The sequence below is a fragment of the Agromyces sp. GL_144 genome, assembly GCF_057834305.1.
Genome location: NZ_CM174399.1, coordinates 150,928 through 165,645, shown reverse-complemented (window position 1 = coordinate 165,645; position 14,718 = coordinate 150,928). Strand labels below are relative to the sequence as shown.

At 69.8% G+C, this 14,718-nt stretch carries 13 protein-coding genes; 5 read left to right on the top strand and 8 right to left on the bottom strand.

Annotation, left to right across the window (positions count from 1 at the left end; translation table 11 throughout):
• Positions 1-12: 12 nt before the first annotated feature.
• Both AC3IPY_RS00740 and tdh read right to left on the bottom strand, forming a co-directional pair.
• A complete protein-coding gene (locus tag AC3IPY_RS00740; protein WP_489186084.1) occupies positions 13-1,188 on the bottom strand; it encodes a glycine C-acetyltransferase in 1,176 nt (391 codons plus the stop codon).
• Complete coding sequence (gene tdh, locus AC3IPY_RS00735) at positions 1,188-2,231, bottom strand: L-threonine 3-dehydrogenase (RefSeq protein ID WP_489186083.1); 1,044 nt, start codon at positions 2,229-2,231, stop codon at positions 1,188-1,190. Before tdh ends, AC3IPY_RS00740 begins: the two co-directional genes overlap by 1 nt.
• Before the next feature lie 387 nt (positions 2,232-2,618).
• On the opposite strand from tdh, the gene AC3IPY_RS00730 reads away from it, so the two are divergent.
• From AC3IPY_RS00730 to AC3IPY_RS00720, 3 genes are all read left to right on the top strand, one after another.
• Positions 2,619-3,932 (top strand): MFS transporter, encoded by a 1,314-nt coding sequence (locus AC3IPY_RS00730; protein WP_489186082.1) that lies wholly within the window; start codon positions 2,619-2,621, stop codon positions 3,930-3,932.
• Positions 3,933-4,077: 145 nt separating this feature from the next.
• Complete coding sequence (gene nucS / locus AC3IPY_RS00725; protein WP_489186081.1) at positions 4,078-4,773, top strand: endonuclease NucS; 696 nt, start codon at positions 4,078-4,080, stop codon at positions 4,771-4,773.
• 41 nt (positions 4,774-4,814) lie between these two features.
• Positions 4,815-5,207, top strand: coding sequence for a VOC family protein (locus AC3IPY_RS00720; RefSeq protein ID WP_489186080.1), 393 nt, complete (start codon positions 4,815-4,817; stop codon positions 5,205-5,207).
• 241 nt (positions 5,208-5,448) lie between these two features.
• Here the strand turns inward: AC3IPY_RS00720 and AC3IPY_RS00715 are convergent, their stop codons facing one another.
• Positions 5,449-6,048 carry a 2'-5' RNA ligase family protein gene (locus AC3IPY_RS00715; RefSeq protein WP_489186079.1) on the bottom strand — a complete coding sequence of 200 codons (600 nt, stop codon included), beginning with the start codon at positions 6,046-6,048 and terminating at the stop codon, positions 5,449-5,451.
• 139 nt (positions 6,049-6,187) lie between these two features.
• Here AC3IPY_RS00715 and AC3IPY_RS00710 point away from each other — a divergent pair, with 139 nt between their 5' ends.
• Both AC3IPY_RS00710 and AC3IPY_RS00705 read left to right on the top strand, forming a co-directional pair.
• Entirely contained in the window at positions 6,188-6,874 is a 687-nt protein-coding gene (locus AC3IPY_RS00710; RefSeq protein WP_489186078.1) for an HAD hydrolase-like protein, read from the top strand.
• Positions 6,875-7,274: 400 nt separating this feature from the next.
• Positions 7,275-10,049 carry an immune inhibitor A domain-containing protein gene (locus tag AC3IPY_RS00705; protein WP_489186077.1) on the top strand — a complete coding sequence of 925 codons (2,775 nt, stop codon included), beginning with the start codon at positions 7,275-7,277 and terminating at the stop codon, positions 10,047-10,049.
• Between the two features lie 197 nt (positions 10,050-10,246).
• Here the strand turns inward: AC3IPY_RS00705 and AC3IPY_RS00700 are convergent, their stop codons facing one another.
• The 5 genes from AC3IPY_RS00700 to AC3IPY_RS00680 all read right to left on the bottom strand — a co-directional run bounded on the left by AC3IPY_RS00700 (position 10,247) and on the right by AC3IPY_RS00680 (position 14,628).
• Entirely contained in the window at positions 10,247-10,900 is a 654-nt protein-coding gene (locus tag AC3IPY_RS00700) for a TetR/AcrR family transcriptional regulator (protein ID WP_489186076.1), read from the bottom strand.
• Positions 10,901-11,018: 118 nt separating this feature from the next.
• Positions 11,019-11,435 carry a putative quinol monooxygenase gene (locus AC3IPY_RS00695; RefSeq protein WP_489186075.1) on the bottom strand — a complete coding sequence of 139 codons (417 nt, stop codon included), beginning with the start codon at positions 11,433-11,435 and terminating at the stop codon, positions 11,019-11,021.
• Entirely contained in the window at positions 11,432-12,352 is a 921-nt protein-coding gene (locus AC3IPY_RS00690) for an ATP-binding cassette domain-containing protein (RefSeq protein WP_489186074.1), read from the bottom strand. Before AC3IPY_RS00690 ends, AC3IPY_RS00695 begins: the two co-directional genes overlap by 4 nt.
• On the bottom strand, positions 12,349-13,347 hold the full coding sequence (locus tag AC3IPY_RS00685) for an ABC transporter permease (protein WP_489188394.1): 999 nt from the start codon (positions 13,345-13,347) through the stop codon (positions 12,349-12,351). Before AC3IPY_RS00685 ends, AC3IPY_RS00690 begins: the two co-directional genes overlap by 4 nt.
• Before the next feature lie 180 nt (positions 13,348-13,527).
• Positions 13,528-14,628: a substrate-binding domain-containing protein gene (locus tag AC3IPY_RS00680; RefSeq protein WP_489186073.1), complete on the bottom strand. Its 1,101-nt coding sequence runs from the start codon at positions 14,626-14,628 to the stop codon at positions 13,528-13,530.
• Positions 14,629-14,718: the final 90 nt, after the last annotated feature.

Sequence of the window (14,718 nt, the reverse complement as noted above, 5' to 3'; positions counted from 1 at the left end):
GCGGACGCCCCCTCAGACCGCGGCGCGAGCCCCTGCGAACGCCTCGACGCAGCGGCGGATCTCGTCTTCGGAGTGCGCCGCCGACAGCTGCACGCGGATGCGCGCGGCCCCCCGGGGCACGACCGGGAACGAGAACGCGGTCACGTACACGCCGCGTTCCTGCAGGAGCTCGGCCATGCGCGCCGTGACGACCGCGTCGCCGAACATGACGGGCACGATCGCGTGCTCGCCCGGCAGCAGCTCGAACCCGGCATCCGCCATGAGCGTGCGGAACAGCGCGGCGTTCCCTTCGAGGCGTGAACGCAGCTCGCCCGACTCGGCAACCAGCTTCAGCGCCTCGAGGGTGCCCGCGACGATGGCCGGCGCGAGCGTGTTCGAGAACAGGTACGGGCGGGCGCGCTGGCGCAGCAGGTCGACGATCTCCTGCCTGGCCGCGACGTACCCGCCGGATGCCCCGCCGAGCGCCTTGCCGAACGTGCCGGTCGTGATGTCGACCCGCCCCTCGACGCCGCAGTACTCGGGAGTTCCTCGTCCGTGCTCGCCGACGAACCCGACCGCGTGCGAATCGTCGACGAAGACGAGGGCCTCGTAGCGGTCGGCGAGGTCGCAGATCTCGGCCAACGGGGCGATGTACCCGTCCATCGAGAACACGCCGTCGGTCACGATGACACGACGTCGAGCGTCGGATGCCGCGACCAGCTGCGCCTCGAGGTCGGCCATGTCCCGGTTGCGATACCGGTACCTGCGCGCCTTCGACAGGCGGATGCCGTCGATGATCGACGCGTGGTTGAGCTCGTCGGAGATGATCGCGTCATCGGGCCCGAACAGGGTCTCGAAGACGCCGCCGTTCGCGTCGAAGCACGACGAGAACAGGATCGTGTCGTCGTACCCGAGGAACTCGGAGACGCGGCGCTCGAGCTCGAGGTGCTGCTCCTGCGTGCCGCAGATGAAGCGCACGCTCGCGAGCCCGTACCCCCACTCGTCGAGCCCTCGATGCGCGGCCGCGACGATGCGCGGGTCGTTCGCGAGACCCAGGTAGTTGTTGGCGCAGAAGTTCAGCACCTCCTGCCCGCCGACCGACACCTCCGACGACTGCGGCCCGCGGATGCCGCGTTCGCGCTTGGTGAGCCCCGCCTGCTCGATCTCGTCGAGCTCGGCCCGCAGCTGCTGCTTCAACTCCCGATACATCAGATCTCCGTCCAGTCGAGGATGACCTTGCCGACCCCGGCCGCCCTGGCCGTGTCGAACGCCTGCCGCCATTCATGCGCGGGATACCGTTCCGAGATGATCGACGCGACCCGGTCACCGAGCACCGGGCTCGTCGCCAGCATCGCGCTCATCGAGTTCCACGTCTCGAACATCTCGCGGCCGTAGATGCCCTTCACCGTGAGCATGTGCGTCACGACCTTGCCCCAGTCGATCGCGTAGGGCTCGCTCGGCAGGCCGAGCATCGCGATGCGCCCGCCGTGGTTCATGTTCTCGATCATCTCGGGCAGTGCGCGCGGCGAACCCGACATCTCGAATCCGACGTCGAAGCCCTCGCGCATGCCGAGGCGGCGCTGCACCTCGGCGACGCGCTCCTTCGAGACGTCGACGACGGCGTCGGCCCCCATCGACATCGCGAGCTTGAGGCGTGCCGGCGAGACATCCGTCGCGACGATGTAGCGGGCACCCACGTGGCGGGCGACCGCGATCGACATGAGGCCGATGGGCCCGCAGCCCGTGACGAGCACGTCTTCGCCGACGACCGAGAACGCGAGCGCGGTGTGCACGGCGTTGCCGAACGGGTCGAAGATCGCGCCGACCTCGGGCTCGACGGGCGAGTGGTGCACCCAGACGTTCTCGCCCGGGATCACGATGTACTCCGCGAACGCGCCGTCGCGGTGCAGCCCCACGCCGAGCGTGCGGATGCACATCTGCCGACGACCGGCACGGCAGTTGCGGCACATGCCGCAGACGACGTGACCCTCGCCCGACACGTGATCGCCGACGGCGACGTCGTGCACGAGCTCGCCGACCTCGACGACCTCGCCGAAGAACTCGTGCCCGGGCACGAGCGGCGTCGCGATGGTCGAGGCGGCCCAGTCGTCCCAGGCCTCGATGTGCAGGTCCGTGCCGCAGATGCCGGTGCGCAGCACCCGGATCTTCACATCGGCCGGGCCGGGCTCGGGCTCAGGTCGGTCGGTGTACTCGAAACCTGCGCCGGGAGCGCGCTTGAAGAGGGCCTTCATCGATACCTCGTTGTTCGGTGCAGGGGCCGCTGGGTGCGGCGGCCACTGCGAAGTGGTCCGGTGGGTGCGCCGGATGGCAGAGCCATCGTATCCGGCGCGGCTCTGAATCGGGCGGTCGGTGCGACATGCGGTGCCGCCTGTCCCGGCCGGCGGATGCCACCTGATTCGGAGCGCAGAATGACACGCCGACCGCGCCACCGGCCGGCGCGGCGCGGCGACCGGAACTCCGAATCGGGCAGCATGCGCCGGGCGCAGCAGCGCTCGTGTTGCGGCATCCGGGGGCGGTCTGTAGGGTTTCACGAGCCGAGTCGAATCGATTCGACTCCTGCATCCGCAAGGGCCACCACCCCGACGCGCCCACCCCGCCCCGACGACGAAGCCGAGCTCATGACCGCAACATCCACGACCCGCCGTGGCCTCACCGCGTGGCGCAACGCCGTCTTCGCGATCTTCTTCCTCTCGGGGCTCAGCCTCGCGAGCTGGGTCGCCCGGCTGCCCGAGGTGCGCGACGAGACGGGCCTCAGCACGCAGGGCGTCGGGCTGGTCATCCTCTCGGGCTCGATCGCCTCAGTGCTCGGCCTCATCGCCGCGCCCCCGCTCATGGCGCGCTTCGGCGCCCGCGCTGGCATGGCCGGCGCGCTCATCGCCGTCTCGGTCGGACTCGTGTTCATCGGCATCGGCGGATCCCTCGTGCCGTCCATCCCGCTCATCGCGATCGGGCTCGCGTTCGCGGGCTTCGGCAACGGCGCGGTCGACGTGATGATGAACGTCGAGGGCGCCGAGGCCGAACGCGAGATCGGCCGCACGGTCATGCCGCTCATGCACGCGTTCTTCTCGTTCGGCACCGTCGCCGGCGCGGGGGTCGCGGCCGCGGCATCCGCGCTGTCCGTGCCCGTCGTGCTCCACCTGTCGACGATCGGCGTGATCATCGCGATCGGCGGCGTGATCTCGGTGCGGTTCGTGCCCAAGCGCAGCGAGCTCGGCGACCCGGCGAGCGCCGAGGCCGAAGGGCGAGCGGATGCCGCGCCCGCACGCCCGTGGACCGAACGACTCCGTGACAGCCTGCGGGTGTGGTCCGACATGCGACTGCTGCTCATCGGCGTCATCATGCTCGGCATGTCGTTCGCCGAGGGATCGGCGAACGACTGGCTCACCCTCGCCGCCGTCGACGGCCACGGCTTCGACCCCGCCGTCGGCGCCGCGATCTTCACCGTCTTCGCCGTGTCGATGACCACCGCCCGAGTGCTCGGCGGACCCCTCGTCGACCGCTTCGGCCGCGTCGCGACGCTGCGCGTGCTCGCCGCGACGGGCGTCGTCGGCCTCAGCATGTTCATCTTCGGCACCGAGGTGTGGGTCATCGTCGTCGGCACGATCCTGTGGGGCGTCGGCGCCTCGATGGGCTTCCCGGTCGGCATGTCCGCCGCGGCCGACGTGCCCGACCGTGCGCAGGCGGCCGCCCGTGTGAGCGCCGTGGCGATCATCGGCTACTGCGCGTTCCTCGTCGGCCCGCCGTTCATCGGATTCCTCGGCGAGCACTTCGGGCTGCTGAACGCCCTGCTCGTGGTGCTCCTGCTCATGGTCATGGCGGGGCTCGCCGCACCGGCCGCGCGCGAGCGCTCGCGCATGCCCGGTGCGACGGGCGGCGAGTCGAACGGCCCGGCCGCGTCCGAGGGCGCCGGCTCCGCGGCATCCGACCGCTGACCGATCAGAATTCAGGAACATCTGGTCGTTATGGCCGTCGACGGGAACGGCGAAGCCCGGAATCGCGGGCCTCACCGTTCCGCGGTCCTGAATTCTGCAAGGTGATCGGATCAGCGGGCGAGGCGGGGGCGCATAAACTCGACGGGTGCGTCTCGTCATCGCCCGCTGCTCCGTCGATTACGCGGGTCGGCTCTCGGCCCACCTCCCCCTCGCCCAGCGCCTACTCATGGTCAAGGGCGACGGCTCGCTGCTCGTGCACTCCGACGGCGGCAGCTACAAGCCGCTCAATTGGATGAGCCCGCCCTGCGTGCTCGAGTCCGTCACGCCCGATGAGGCGCAGGCGGCCGCGGGCGTCGTCGAGGTCTGGAAGGTCACGCACAAGAAGACCGCCGACCAGCTCATCGTGTCGATCCACGAGGTGCTGCACGACTCCAACCACGAGCTCGGCATCGACCCCGGCCTGCAGAAGGACGGCGTCGAGGCCCACCTGCAGAAGCTGCTCGCCGAGCAGATCGAGCTGCTCGGCGACGGCCACCGCCTCGTGCGCCGCGAGTACATGACGGCGATCGGTCCGGTCGACATCCTGGCGACGGATGCCTCGGGCGCATCGGTGGCCGTCGAGCTGAAGCGTCGTGGCGACATCGACGGCGTCGAACAGCTCACCCGCTACCTCGAGCTCATGAACCGGGATCCGCTGCTCGCGCCCGTGACCGGCGTCTTCGCCGCGCAGGAGATCAAGCCGCAGGCCCGCACGCTCGCTGAAGACCGGGGCATCCGCTGCGTCGTGCTCGACTACGACGCGATGCGCGGCCTCGACGACAGCGACTCACGACTGTTCTGATCACCGCGACTCCGATCGCCAAGCCACTTCGGGAGCGAGCCATGCGCCTTCATCACGTCCAGGTCTCCATGCCCCGCGGCGAGGAGGAGCAGGCCCGGCGCTTCTACGGCGACGCCCTCGGCCTGACCGAGGTGCCGAAGCCGCCGTCGCTCGCGGGGCGCGGCGGATGCTGGTTCCGCGCCTTCGACGGCGACGTGGTCACGGCCGAGATCCACGTCGGCATCGACGACCCGTTCGTGCCGGCGAAGAAGGCGCACCCGGCCCTGCTCCTCGACTCGGTGCGCGAGCTGGAGGAGATCGGCGGCCGGGTGGCCGAGGCGGGCTTCGACATCTCGTGGGCCGACCGCGACACGTTCGAGGGCTACACGCGCTTCCACGCACGCGACGGCTTCGGCAACCGCGTCGAGGTCATGGCGCCGGCCGAAACGGAGTGACCCGGCCCTGACCAGGCAGGATCGACTGCATCAGTCGAACGACGATCGGATGCCTCGTCTTCTGATGTGCGGATGCCTCACCTCGACCAGAACTCGATGCGCTGCGCTACTCGACTGATGGAGGGTCGCCTGCGGAATCCGTGCCGGGCGGCATTCGGGCCTTCGGTACTTCGGTACCGAGTCTGAACCCGGTGACCTGTTTCGCCTCAGGCACACGCCGCGGACGAGGCTCGTGGAGTCCCTACTCGGAAACACGCCCGAACGGCATGATCTCGCGATGCTCGCCGCTCCGGTACCAGACGAACTCCAGCTCGGTCACGACCTCCGTCGCCTGCGCGGGCGGGAGTGCCCCGAGGAGGCGCTCGACGTCTTCCCAGACCTCCGGCCGGAGTTCGCTTCCGTACGCCAACGACATGTGGAAGATCCAGTCCTCGAGGGCGAGCTCGCCGATGCGCCGGAAGTCGGTTGCATCGAGCAGTCTCGTCAGATCGGCGTAGGCCTCGACGAGCGACTCCGACCGCGCAAGCTTCAGGATCGCGACCTGGAACGGCGCTGGGAACGAGGCGGCCTGTTCGGCGGCGACCTCGATCGGCTTCTGCGAAAGAGCCCAACTGCGGATCGCCGCACGCAGCTCGGCAACGCGTTCCGGCTCGAAGAATCCACGCAGCGTGACATGCCCCGCGTTCGGGTGCGGAGCTCCGACCGGCATCGCACCGAGCACCTTCGGCTGCGTCCGTGCGTACAGCTCGCCCAGGTCACGGCGGGGACGCAGCACCACGTACTGCTGCCCCTCCAAGGAAGCGAGTTGTCGGAGGTCGGTCATGAAATTCGGCGCGCTCACGCGCCAATACAATCAGGGCGACCGGCTGACGTGCGGTTCATGACATCGACCCCACGTGCGCGGCGGTCTGGCAGGCCCCCTCGCGCATCCCGAATGAAACCTGAGTGGCGCTCGCATTTTCGGGCCATAGGATGTCACGGTGATCTCCCCCAGCCACACCAGTACCATCGCGCCCACGAGGACGTGGGCCGCCGTGCTCTTCGACCTCGACGGCACCATCGTCGACTCGGCCGCCGACATCACCGACTCGCTCGCGCACATGTTCACCGAGCTCGGCCTCGAGGTGCCGACCCGTGAGCAGCTGCTCGCCTACGTCGGCCCGCCGTTGCTCGACAGCCTGCGCCTGCTCGGCGGCTTCGACGACACCGCGGCCGAGCACGCCCTCGCGATCTACCGGCGCGACTATGCCGTTCGCCTCACGCAGTCCCCGGTCTTCCCGGGCGTCGCGGGCGTGCTCGAGCGCGTGCACGCAGCCGGCATCCCGATCGCCCTCGCGACCTCGAAGCCCGAGTCGATGGCCCGCGTCGTGCTCGATCACGCCGGACTGACGCCGTACTTCACCGTCATCGCGGGCGCCAGCGAAGACGAGGCCCGCAGCACCAAGGCCGATGTGGTGGCCGAGGCCCTGCGCCGCCTGCAGGCCGAGGGCGTCGACACGACGCACTCGGTCATGGTCGGCGACCGCGGCCACGACCTGCTCGGCGCCGCGGCCAACGACGTTCCGACGATCCTCGTCGAGTGGGGCTACGGCTCCCCCGCCGAGGCCGACGGCGCCATGGCGGTCGTGCACTCGGCCGACCAGCTCCGCACGCTGCTCGTCGGCTGACGCCCGCCGGCCCGAGGCATCCGCGGTCCGCAGACGCGCACCCCGCGGCATCCGCGGCTCATCTCGCGAGAGCGCCGATCGGCAGAACGCGCACCCCGAGGCATCCGCCGATCGCATGATGCGCGGCCCGAGCGGATGCCACGAGCTTCGCTCCGACCCCCGCACAGCATCGGACGTGCATGGCGGGGCGATTCAGCGCGCACGATCGACGCCACAGCGGATTCGACGCAAATATTCTGCGAATCCATAGCAACAGGGTTTACCCCCCGATCGGGGGAGGTCTAGATTCCCCAGTACGTCCGCCCATCGACGGACGCCATCGCGACCGAGGGTCACCTCCCGAGGTCGCATCGAGGGGAGAAGAATGTCTGGAAACTCCAGGCGCGCCAGACGGCGCGCAGTGGCGTTCGTCCCGGTCCTCGCGCTCGCAGCCGCCACGTTGGCGGCGACGGGCGCTGCGGGTGCGGCGACGGCATCAGGGTTCGAGCCGCCGGTGATCAGCGACTCCGAGTACTACATGAACTACGTCGAGCCCCGCGCCGAAGCGGCGTTCGGCACCGACCTGACGGTCTCCGACGGCACGGTCGCCGCGCAGGAGCAGCAGGCGGCGCTCGTCAAGGCCGATGCGCTCGAGCGCAAGTTCACGTCGGGCAACCCGGTCGCGGCGAACGGGCTGGCCAAGCTCGAGTCGAAGTCGATCCAGACCGGCAAGAGCCCGAAGTGGCTGAAGAGCTTCTACAAGTCGGCGAAGGAGACGCAGACCGCGAAGCTTCTCACGATCCTCGTGGAGTTCGATCCGAACGCGACCGACGACTTCTCGGGCGTGCAGGTTCCGACCGCGTTCGGCGCGACCGACTGCAAGCCGGGCGACGTGCAGAGCGGGCCGCTGCACAACAACCTCCCCGACCCGGCGACGCTGTCGCGACTGGACAACAACTCGATGTGGGTGCCCGACTTCTCGCCGAAGCACTACAACGACATGCTCTTCTCGAAGAAGGGCATCACCGAGCGCGTCCGCAAGGACCTCAAGGGCCCGGACGGCAAGAAGGGCGTCGACATCTCGGGCTACACCATGAAGGCCATGTACGAAGAGATGTCGCACGGCGCCTACACGGTGACCGGCACGGCGACCCCGTGGGTCACGGTGCCGCATTCCGAGGCGTACTACGGCGCGAGCGTCTGCCACCTCAACGACGAGGGCGTCTACGAGGCCGGTGCGATCCAGGACATGCAGGGCCACCCCGAGAACCCGCTCGGTCCCGGCCAGCTGCCCATCGACGCGGTCAACGCGCTCGCTGCCGCCCAGCCCGACTTCCCCTGGGCCGACTACGACATCGAGGACCAGGGCGACCGTGACGGCGACGGCAACTTCAACGAGCCCGACGGCGTGATCGACCACGTCGTGCTCGTGCACGCCGGCGCAGACAAGTCCGGTGGCGGCGGCGACGAGGGAACCTACGCCATCTGGGCGCACTCCTCGGCTGTCGCCGGCGGCGCGGCCATTCCGGGCACCGACCTCAAGCTGTCGAACTACATCGTGCAGCCCGAGGACTCGGGCGTCGGCGTCTTCGCCCACGAGTACGGCCACGACCTCGGCCTGCCCGACCTCTACGACACCTCGGGTGCCGGTGACTCCGACATCGACTTCTGGGACCTCATGTCGTCGGGCTCGCACTCCGGACCGATCTTCCAGTCGATGCCGACCCACATGGGCCTCTGGGACAAGTGGGTGCTCGGCTGGGCCGACCCCGTCGAGGTCAACCCGGGCGATCGCACCAAGGAGGTGCTCCTCGGGCAGAACTCGCGTCCGCTCAAGGGCACCCAGGACGGCGTCAAGATCAACCTCCCCGACAAGATCGTCACCATGACGACCCCGCACAGCGGTGAGAACGCCTGGTACTCGGGTTCGGATCAGGACTGGGGCGACATCCGCCTCTCTCGCACCGTCGACGTGCCCGCGGGCGCGAGCGACGCGCGGTTCTGGATGTGGAACGACTACGAGATCGAGGAGGACTGGGACTTCGGCTTCGTCGAGATCTCGACCGACGGCGGCACCACGTGGTCCGAGCAGAAGGTGTACTCCGAAGACGGCACCGAAGTGACGACGCCCGACGACTACCCCGACCCCAACGGCAACCTCGCGACCTTCGGTGGCAAGAAGTGGGCGCTCAACGGGTTCACCGACGGATGGCGTCACGACTACATCGACGTGTCGGCGTACGCCGGCCAGTCGATCGGCGTGCGGCTGCGACTCGCGACGGATGCGGCGTACCAGGAACGCGGTTGGTTCTCGGACGACTTCTCGCTGACGGCCGACGGCACCGAGGTCTGGGCCGACGACGTCGAGAACGGCGACAACGGCTGGACGAACGAGGTCGCCTCGTGGGCCGGCACGACCGGTCCCGGCTGGCGCATCGACTCGGGCACCTCCGTGCAGGCGCAGTACTACATGGTCGAGTGGCGCAACTTCGACGGCTTCGACGAGGGCCTGAAGTACGCGTACGACACCGTCTACCAGGACGAGGAGGGCGCGTGGAAGGTCGACAAGATCAAGTACAACGCCCCCGGCGCCCTGGTCTGGTACCGCGACACCACGTACGGCAACGCCAACCACGTGACATCCGGCCTCACCGCACTGCCGAGCGGCGGAGCGAAGGGCGGCCTGCTGATCGTGGACAGCCACTTCGACCCGCTGCGCCGCACCGGGGAATCCGCCACGGTCGACCCGTCGACGCTGAAGAACATGCCGTCGAGGGCGCAGTCCTCGAACGCGGCGTTCGGCGTGATCAAGACGTACCCCTTCAAGGAGTGCATCACCGACGCGGACTACAACGAGTTCTGCACCGACGTTCCGGCGCAGCCCGCGGTGAAGTCCTTCAGCGACAAGAAGGGCTGGGTTCCGGGACTCGAGTTCCGTGACGGCAGCCTGTTCTGGCGCTACGCCAACGGCTCGGTGGTCGTGCCCTCGGTCGACGATGCCCCGTACACGACGCGCATCGTCAACCCCGACGGCAGCCCGGCGACCGACCTCTACGGCGAGGACCTCGGGTTCACGGTGCTCGGCACCGGCAACCCGGCCGACTCCGGGGTCTCGTACGGAACCGGGGTGGACGTGCAACTGCCGCTCCTCGGCAGCCGCGTGGCACTCGTGAAGATCACTCCTCCCCGGGGCTGATCCGAGCGGATGCCACGACGAGGCGTCGGCCCTTCGGGGTCGGCGCCTCGTCGCGTTCGGCGCCGGTGCGCATGTCGCCGGTCGCCGGTCGCCGGTCGAGTAGCGCAGCGTATCGAGACCAGCGGTGGGATCAAGTGGTCTCGATACGCTCCTGCCTCGCTAGTCGACCGGCGTGACCAAGCGATCGACCGGCCGACCTACGCGATCGACCAACCATCGAGCAGCCGGTCGAGGCCCGAGGCGAACGGGTCACCGGCGGCGGTATCGGTGTCGGCATCGGCATCGGCGACGAGCAGGCGCGCCGCCTCGGTGAGCGGATGCTGCGTGGCCTCGGTCCAGAGCGGCGCCGGGGCGTCCGAGGCATCCGTGTCACTGCCGGCGTCGGATGCGTCGATCGTGACCGCGCCGAGCACGTAGGCGCGAACGGCGGCCGTCGCGCGGGCCGCGTCGGCGAGCGACATCCCATCGCCCGTGAAACCCTCCAGCAGGGTTTCACCGAAGGACAACGCGTGCCGCCCGTCGAGCGGACCGCTCGCGACGAGCACGATCGCGCCCGGATGCTCGGCGAAGCGCGCCCGCACGTCGGCCGCGAGACCGTGCACCCGGGCCCGCCACGGCACCGAGGGATCCGCCGCCGCCGCGAGGTCGACGCCCGAGAAGACCTGCTCGACCATGGCGCGCTGCAGTGCGTTCTTCGACGTGAAGTACGTGTACATCGCCGTCGGCGTGAGCCCGAGGCGCGCGGCGACGCCGCGGATCGAGACGGCGTCGCCGCCCTTCTCCTCGAAGATCTCGAATGCGGCGTCGACGATGTCGGCCTGGCTGATGCTGCGCCTGGGTCCGGGCTTCATGCGGTGGTGCTCCTCGGGGTCGCGACTACGCTACCCGGCCCGGCACACGAGCGACGCCGGGGCGCCGCACGCCCGGCACGCCGAGCAAGCTGCGCGGGCAGCAGGAAGGCGCGCCCGCTCAGCCGCGCGCGAGGAACGTCAGGACCGACCCGTTCTCCACGATGAGCGCGGCGAGCGCGGCGTTGAACACCGCACCGTACGGCGCCGCGATATGCGCGGCGAACGCGGCGGCGTCACGGTACGCCTCGGTGACGACGAAGCGCGTGCCGATCGGCGCCGGGCCGGCCGCGACGTCGATGCCCGCCGGGGGCGCGACCACGCGGTGCGGTTCGAACTCGAGGCATCCGGGCTCGCGTCGCACGTCCTCGGCGAGCCCGAGGAGGAGGCGCTCGACCTCCTCCTCGCGCCCGGGCAGGGCGGTGAACTCGGCGATGAGGCGCACGACGGCGTCAGGGCGCACGACCCGGTCGGGTCGCACGGCCTCACCGGCGGGCACGGCCGGCACCGAGGCATCCGCTCGCGTGGCCTCGCTCATTCGGTCGCCGCACCCGTCATGATCGCGACCGCGTCGGTCATCGAATGCGTCTGCGGCGTGATGGTCGCCGCGCGCTTGCCCAGCCGCTGCACGTGGATGCGATCGGCGACGTCGAAGACATGCGGCATGTTGTGCGAGATGAGGATGACCGGGATGCCGCGCTCGCGCAGCTGGCGGATGAGCTCGAGCACCTGGTTGGACTCGCGCACGCCGAGCGCCGCGGTCGGCTCGTCGAGCACGACGACGCGCGATCCGAACGCCGCGGCGCGCGCGACCGCGACGGCCTGCCGCTGCCCGCCCGAGAGGTTCTCGACGGGCACCGTGACGTCCTGCAGGGTCGAGATGCCGAGCGCCCGCAGCTCGTCGCGCGCACGCTGGCGCATGCCCTTCTGGTCGACGACGCGGAAGACCGAGCCGAGGATGCCCTTCTTGCGCAGCTCGCGCCCGAGGAACAGGTTCGAGGCCACGTCGAGCGCCGGCGACACCGCGAGGTTCTGGTAGACGGTCTCGATGCCGGCGTCACGCGCATCCTGCGGGCGCTTGAAGCCCACCCGCTTGCCCTCGAGCCAGATCTCGCCCTCGTCGGGGATCTCGGCGCCCGTGAGGCACTTGATGAGCGTCGACTTGCCGGCACCGTTGTCGCCGATGACGGCGAGCACCTCGCCCGGGTACAGCTCGAGGCTCGCGCCGTCGAGGCCGACCACGCGTCCGAACGTCTTCACGAGGCGCCGGGCCCGCAGGATCGGCTCGCGCTCGGCGACGGCGGTCGCGGTCGCCACGGGTGCGGCGGATGCCTCGGTGCGGTCGGATGCCTCTGGCTGCTGCTCCTCGGAGAGCGCGCCGATGGCCGACGGGTCGGGGGTGCCCGCCGCGCGCGACCGGTCGGGGCGCTCGGCGCCCTGGTCGTCGATGGTCATTTCCGCACCTTCCTGATCCACTGGTCGACGGAGACCGCGACCACGATGAGCACGCCGACCGCGAAGGTCTGCCAGAGCACGTCGAGCCCGGCGAGCGAGAGCCCGTTGCGGAAGACGCCGACGATGAGCGCGCCGAGCAGCGTGCCCCAGACGGTGCCGCGCCCGCCGAAGAGGCTCGTGCCGCCGATGACGACGGCCGTGATCGAGTCGAGGTTGAGGTCGGCGCCCGCGTTCGGCGAGGCCGCGTTCGTGCGACCGATCTGGATCCACGCGCCGATCGCGAGGATCGCCCCGGCCGCGAGGTAGACGCTCATGAGCACGCGGTTGACGCTGATGCCGGCGAGGCGTGCGGCCTCGGGGTCGTCGCCGACGGCGTACACGTGCCGACCCCACGCAGTCTTCTGCAGGATGAGCGCGATCACGACGTAGAGGAGCAGCATCATGAGCACGCCGACGGTGATGTTGACTCCGCCGAGGCTGAAGACGGAGCCGGTCCAGGTGAGCAGGTCGGGCATCTCGCCGCCGCGCACCGTCGCGCCGTTCGAGTAGAGCAGCGTGAGCGCGATGAAGATGTTCAGCGTGCCGAGCGTCACGATGAACGGCGGCAGCTTCAGCCGAGTGACGAGCCATCCGTTCAGCGCGCCGGCGCCGAGGCCGACGGCGAGGCCGAGCAGCAGGCCGATGACGGCCGGCACGCCGAGGTGCACGGTCGTCTGCGCGGTGACCATGGAGCTCAGCACCATGACGGCGCCGACCGAGAGGTCGATGCCCGCGGTGAGGATGATGAGGGTCTGCGCGATGGCCAGCGTGCCGACCACGGCGACCTGCTGCGTGATGAGCGAGAGGTTCGCGGGGTTCAGGAACCGCTCGTTCAGCAGCCCGAAGACGATGATCGAGAGCACGAGCACGATGGCCGGGCTGATCGCCGGGTACCGGTGCAGCGTGTTGCGGATGCGGCTGAGCGGGGTGGTGCGGTCGAGGAACTCCTCGGCCAGGTCGAGGGCCGAGGTCGGCGGCTCGCCCTGTGGGGTGCGGTTCGCCGGTGCCGGCGGGGCTGTGTGCTGACTCACGTGTGCTCCGATTTCGTGGATGCGGCGGTCGGGTTCCGGGTGAGCGGGTGCCCCGGTCGGGACATCCGCTCACCCGCCTTCACCGCGCGATGCGGCTGGTGGCGGTCAGCCCCAGCAGATGTCGCCGCCCTCGGCGGTGTCGATCGATTCGACGCCGTCCTGCGCGTCGTCGGTGACGAGCGCGACGCCCGTGTTGAAGAAGTCGAGGCCGTCCGAGACCTCGGGCGAGGTGCCGGTCTCGACGAGGTCGAAGATCGCCTGCACGCCGAGCTCGGCCATCTTGACCGGGTACTGCTGGCTCGTCGCGTTGATCATGCCCTGCTTCACGGCGTCGACCCCGGCGCATCCGCCGTCGACCGAGACCACGATGAGGCCGTCGGTCTTGCCGGCCGCCTTGAACGCCTCGTACGCGCCGTAGGCCGCGGGCTCGTTGATCGTGTAGACGACGTTGATGTCGGGGTTCTTGGAGAGCAGCGTCTCGGCCGCGGTGCGACCGCCGTCCTCTGCACCCTGGGATGCCTCGTTGCCGACGATCTCGTAGTCGCCGCCGCTGTAGCTGCCCGTCGCGGCCTCGTCGCCGTTGGCGGCGTCGTCACCGAGGTCGATGCCCATGCCGTCGAGGAATCCCTGGTCGCGCTGCACGTCGACCGAGACGATCTTGTCGTCGAACAGGTCGACCATCGCGATGGTCGCCTTCTCGCCGCCGAGCTTCGCGGCCGTCCACTCGCCGATGTGCTGACCGGCCTCGAAGTTGTCGGTCGCGAACGTGATGTCGACGGCCTCGGGGTCGCCGGGCGGCGTGTCGAGCGCGATGACGTAGAGGCCGGCGTCGCGGGCCTTCACGAGGGCGTCTTCGACGCCGGGCCCGTTCGGGGTGATGAGGATGCCCGCGTCGCCCTTCGAGATCGCGTTCTCGATGGCCTGGATCTGGGTGTCCTCGTCGCCGTCCTCCTTGCCGGCGGCCATCGTCAGCTCGACGCCGAGGTCTTCGGCGGCGGTCTTCGCGCCCTCCTGCATGGCGACGAAGAACGGGTTGGTCGTGGTCTTGACGATGAGCGAGACGCCGATCGTCTCGCCGTCGCCCGACCCGCCGGATGCGTCGTCGCCCGACGAGGCGCATCCGGTGAAGGCGAGTGCCGCGACCGCCGTGAGCGAGCCGGCGGCGAAGAGGCGGCGCCTGACGGTGCCGGGTGCTGCGTGATTCATCGGTGAATCTCCTCTGGTGTGGGGGAAACGTTGCCACCCTGACAACGATGTCAGCGTTAGGTCTAGTCGATCATGCTGTGTATAGTCAAG

Coding starts and splice junctions, on each gene's coding strand:
- AC3IPY_RS00730 (WP_489186082.1), top strand. CDS start 2,619: ATGACCGCAACATCCACGACCCGCCGTGGCCTCACCGCGTGGCGCAAC.
- AC3IPY_RS00690 (WP_489186074.1), bottom strand. CDS start 12,352: ATGACCATCGACGACCAGGGCGCCGAGCGCCCCGACCGGTCGCGCGCG.
- AC3IPY_RS00680 (WP_489186073.1), bottom strand. CDS start 14,628: ATGAATCACGCAGCACCCGGCACCGTCAGGCGCCGCCTCTTCGCCGCC.
- AC3IPY_RS00720 (WP_489186080.1), top strand. CDS start 4,815: ATGCGCCTTCATCACGTCCAGGTCTCCATGCCCCGCGGCGAGGAGGAG.
- AC3IPY_RS00740 (WP_489186084.1), bottom strand. CDS start 1,188: ATGTATCGGGAGTTGAAGCAGCAGCTGCGGGCCGAGCTCGACGAGATC.
- AC3IPY_RS00700 (WP_489186076.1), bottom strand. CDS start 10,900: ATGAAGCCCGGACCCAGGCGCAGCATCAGCCAGGCCGACATCGTCGAC.
- AC3IPY_RS00695 (WP_489186075.1), bottom strand. CDS start 11,435: ATGAGCGAGGCCACGCGAGCGGATGCCTCGGTGCCGGCCGTGCCCGCC.
- tdh (WP_489186083.1), bottom strand. CDS start 2,231: ATGAAGGCCCTCTTCAAGCGCGCTCCCGGCGCAGGTTTCGAGTACACC.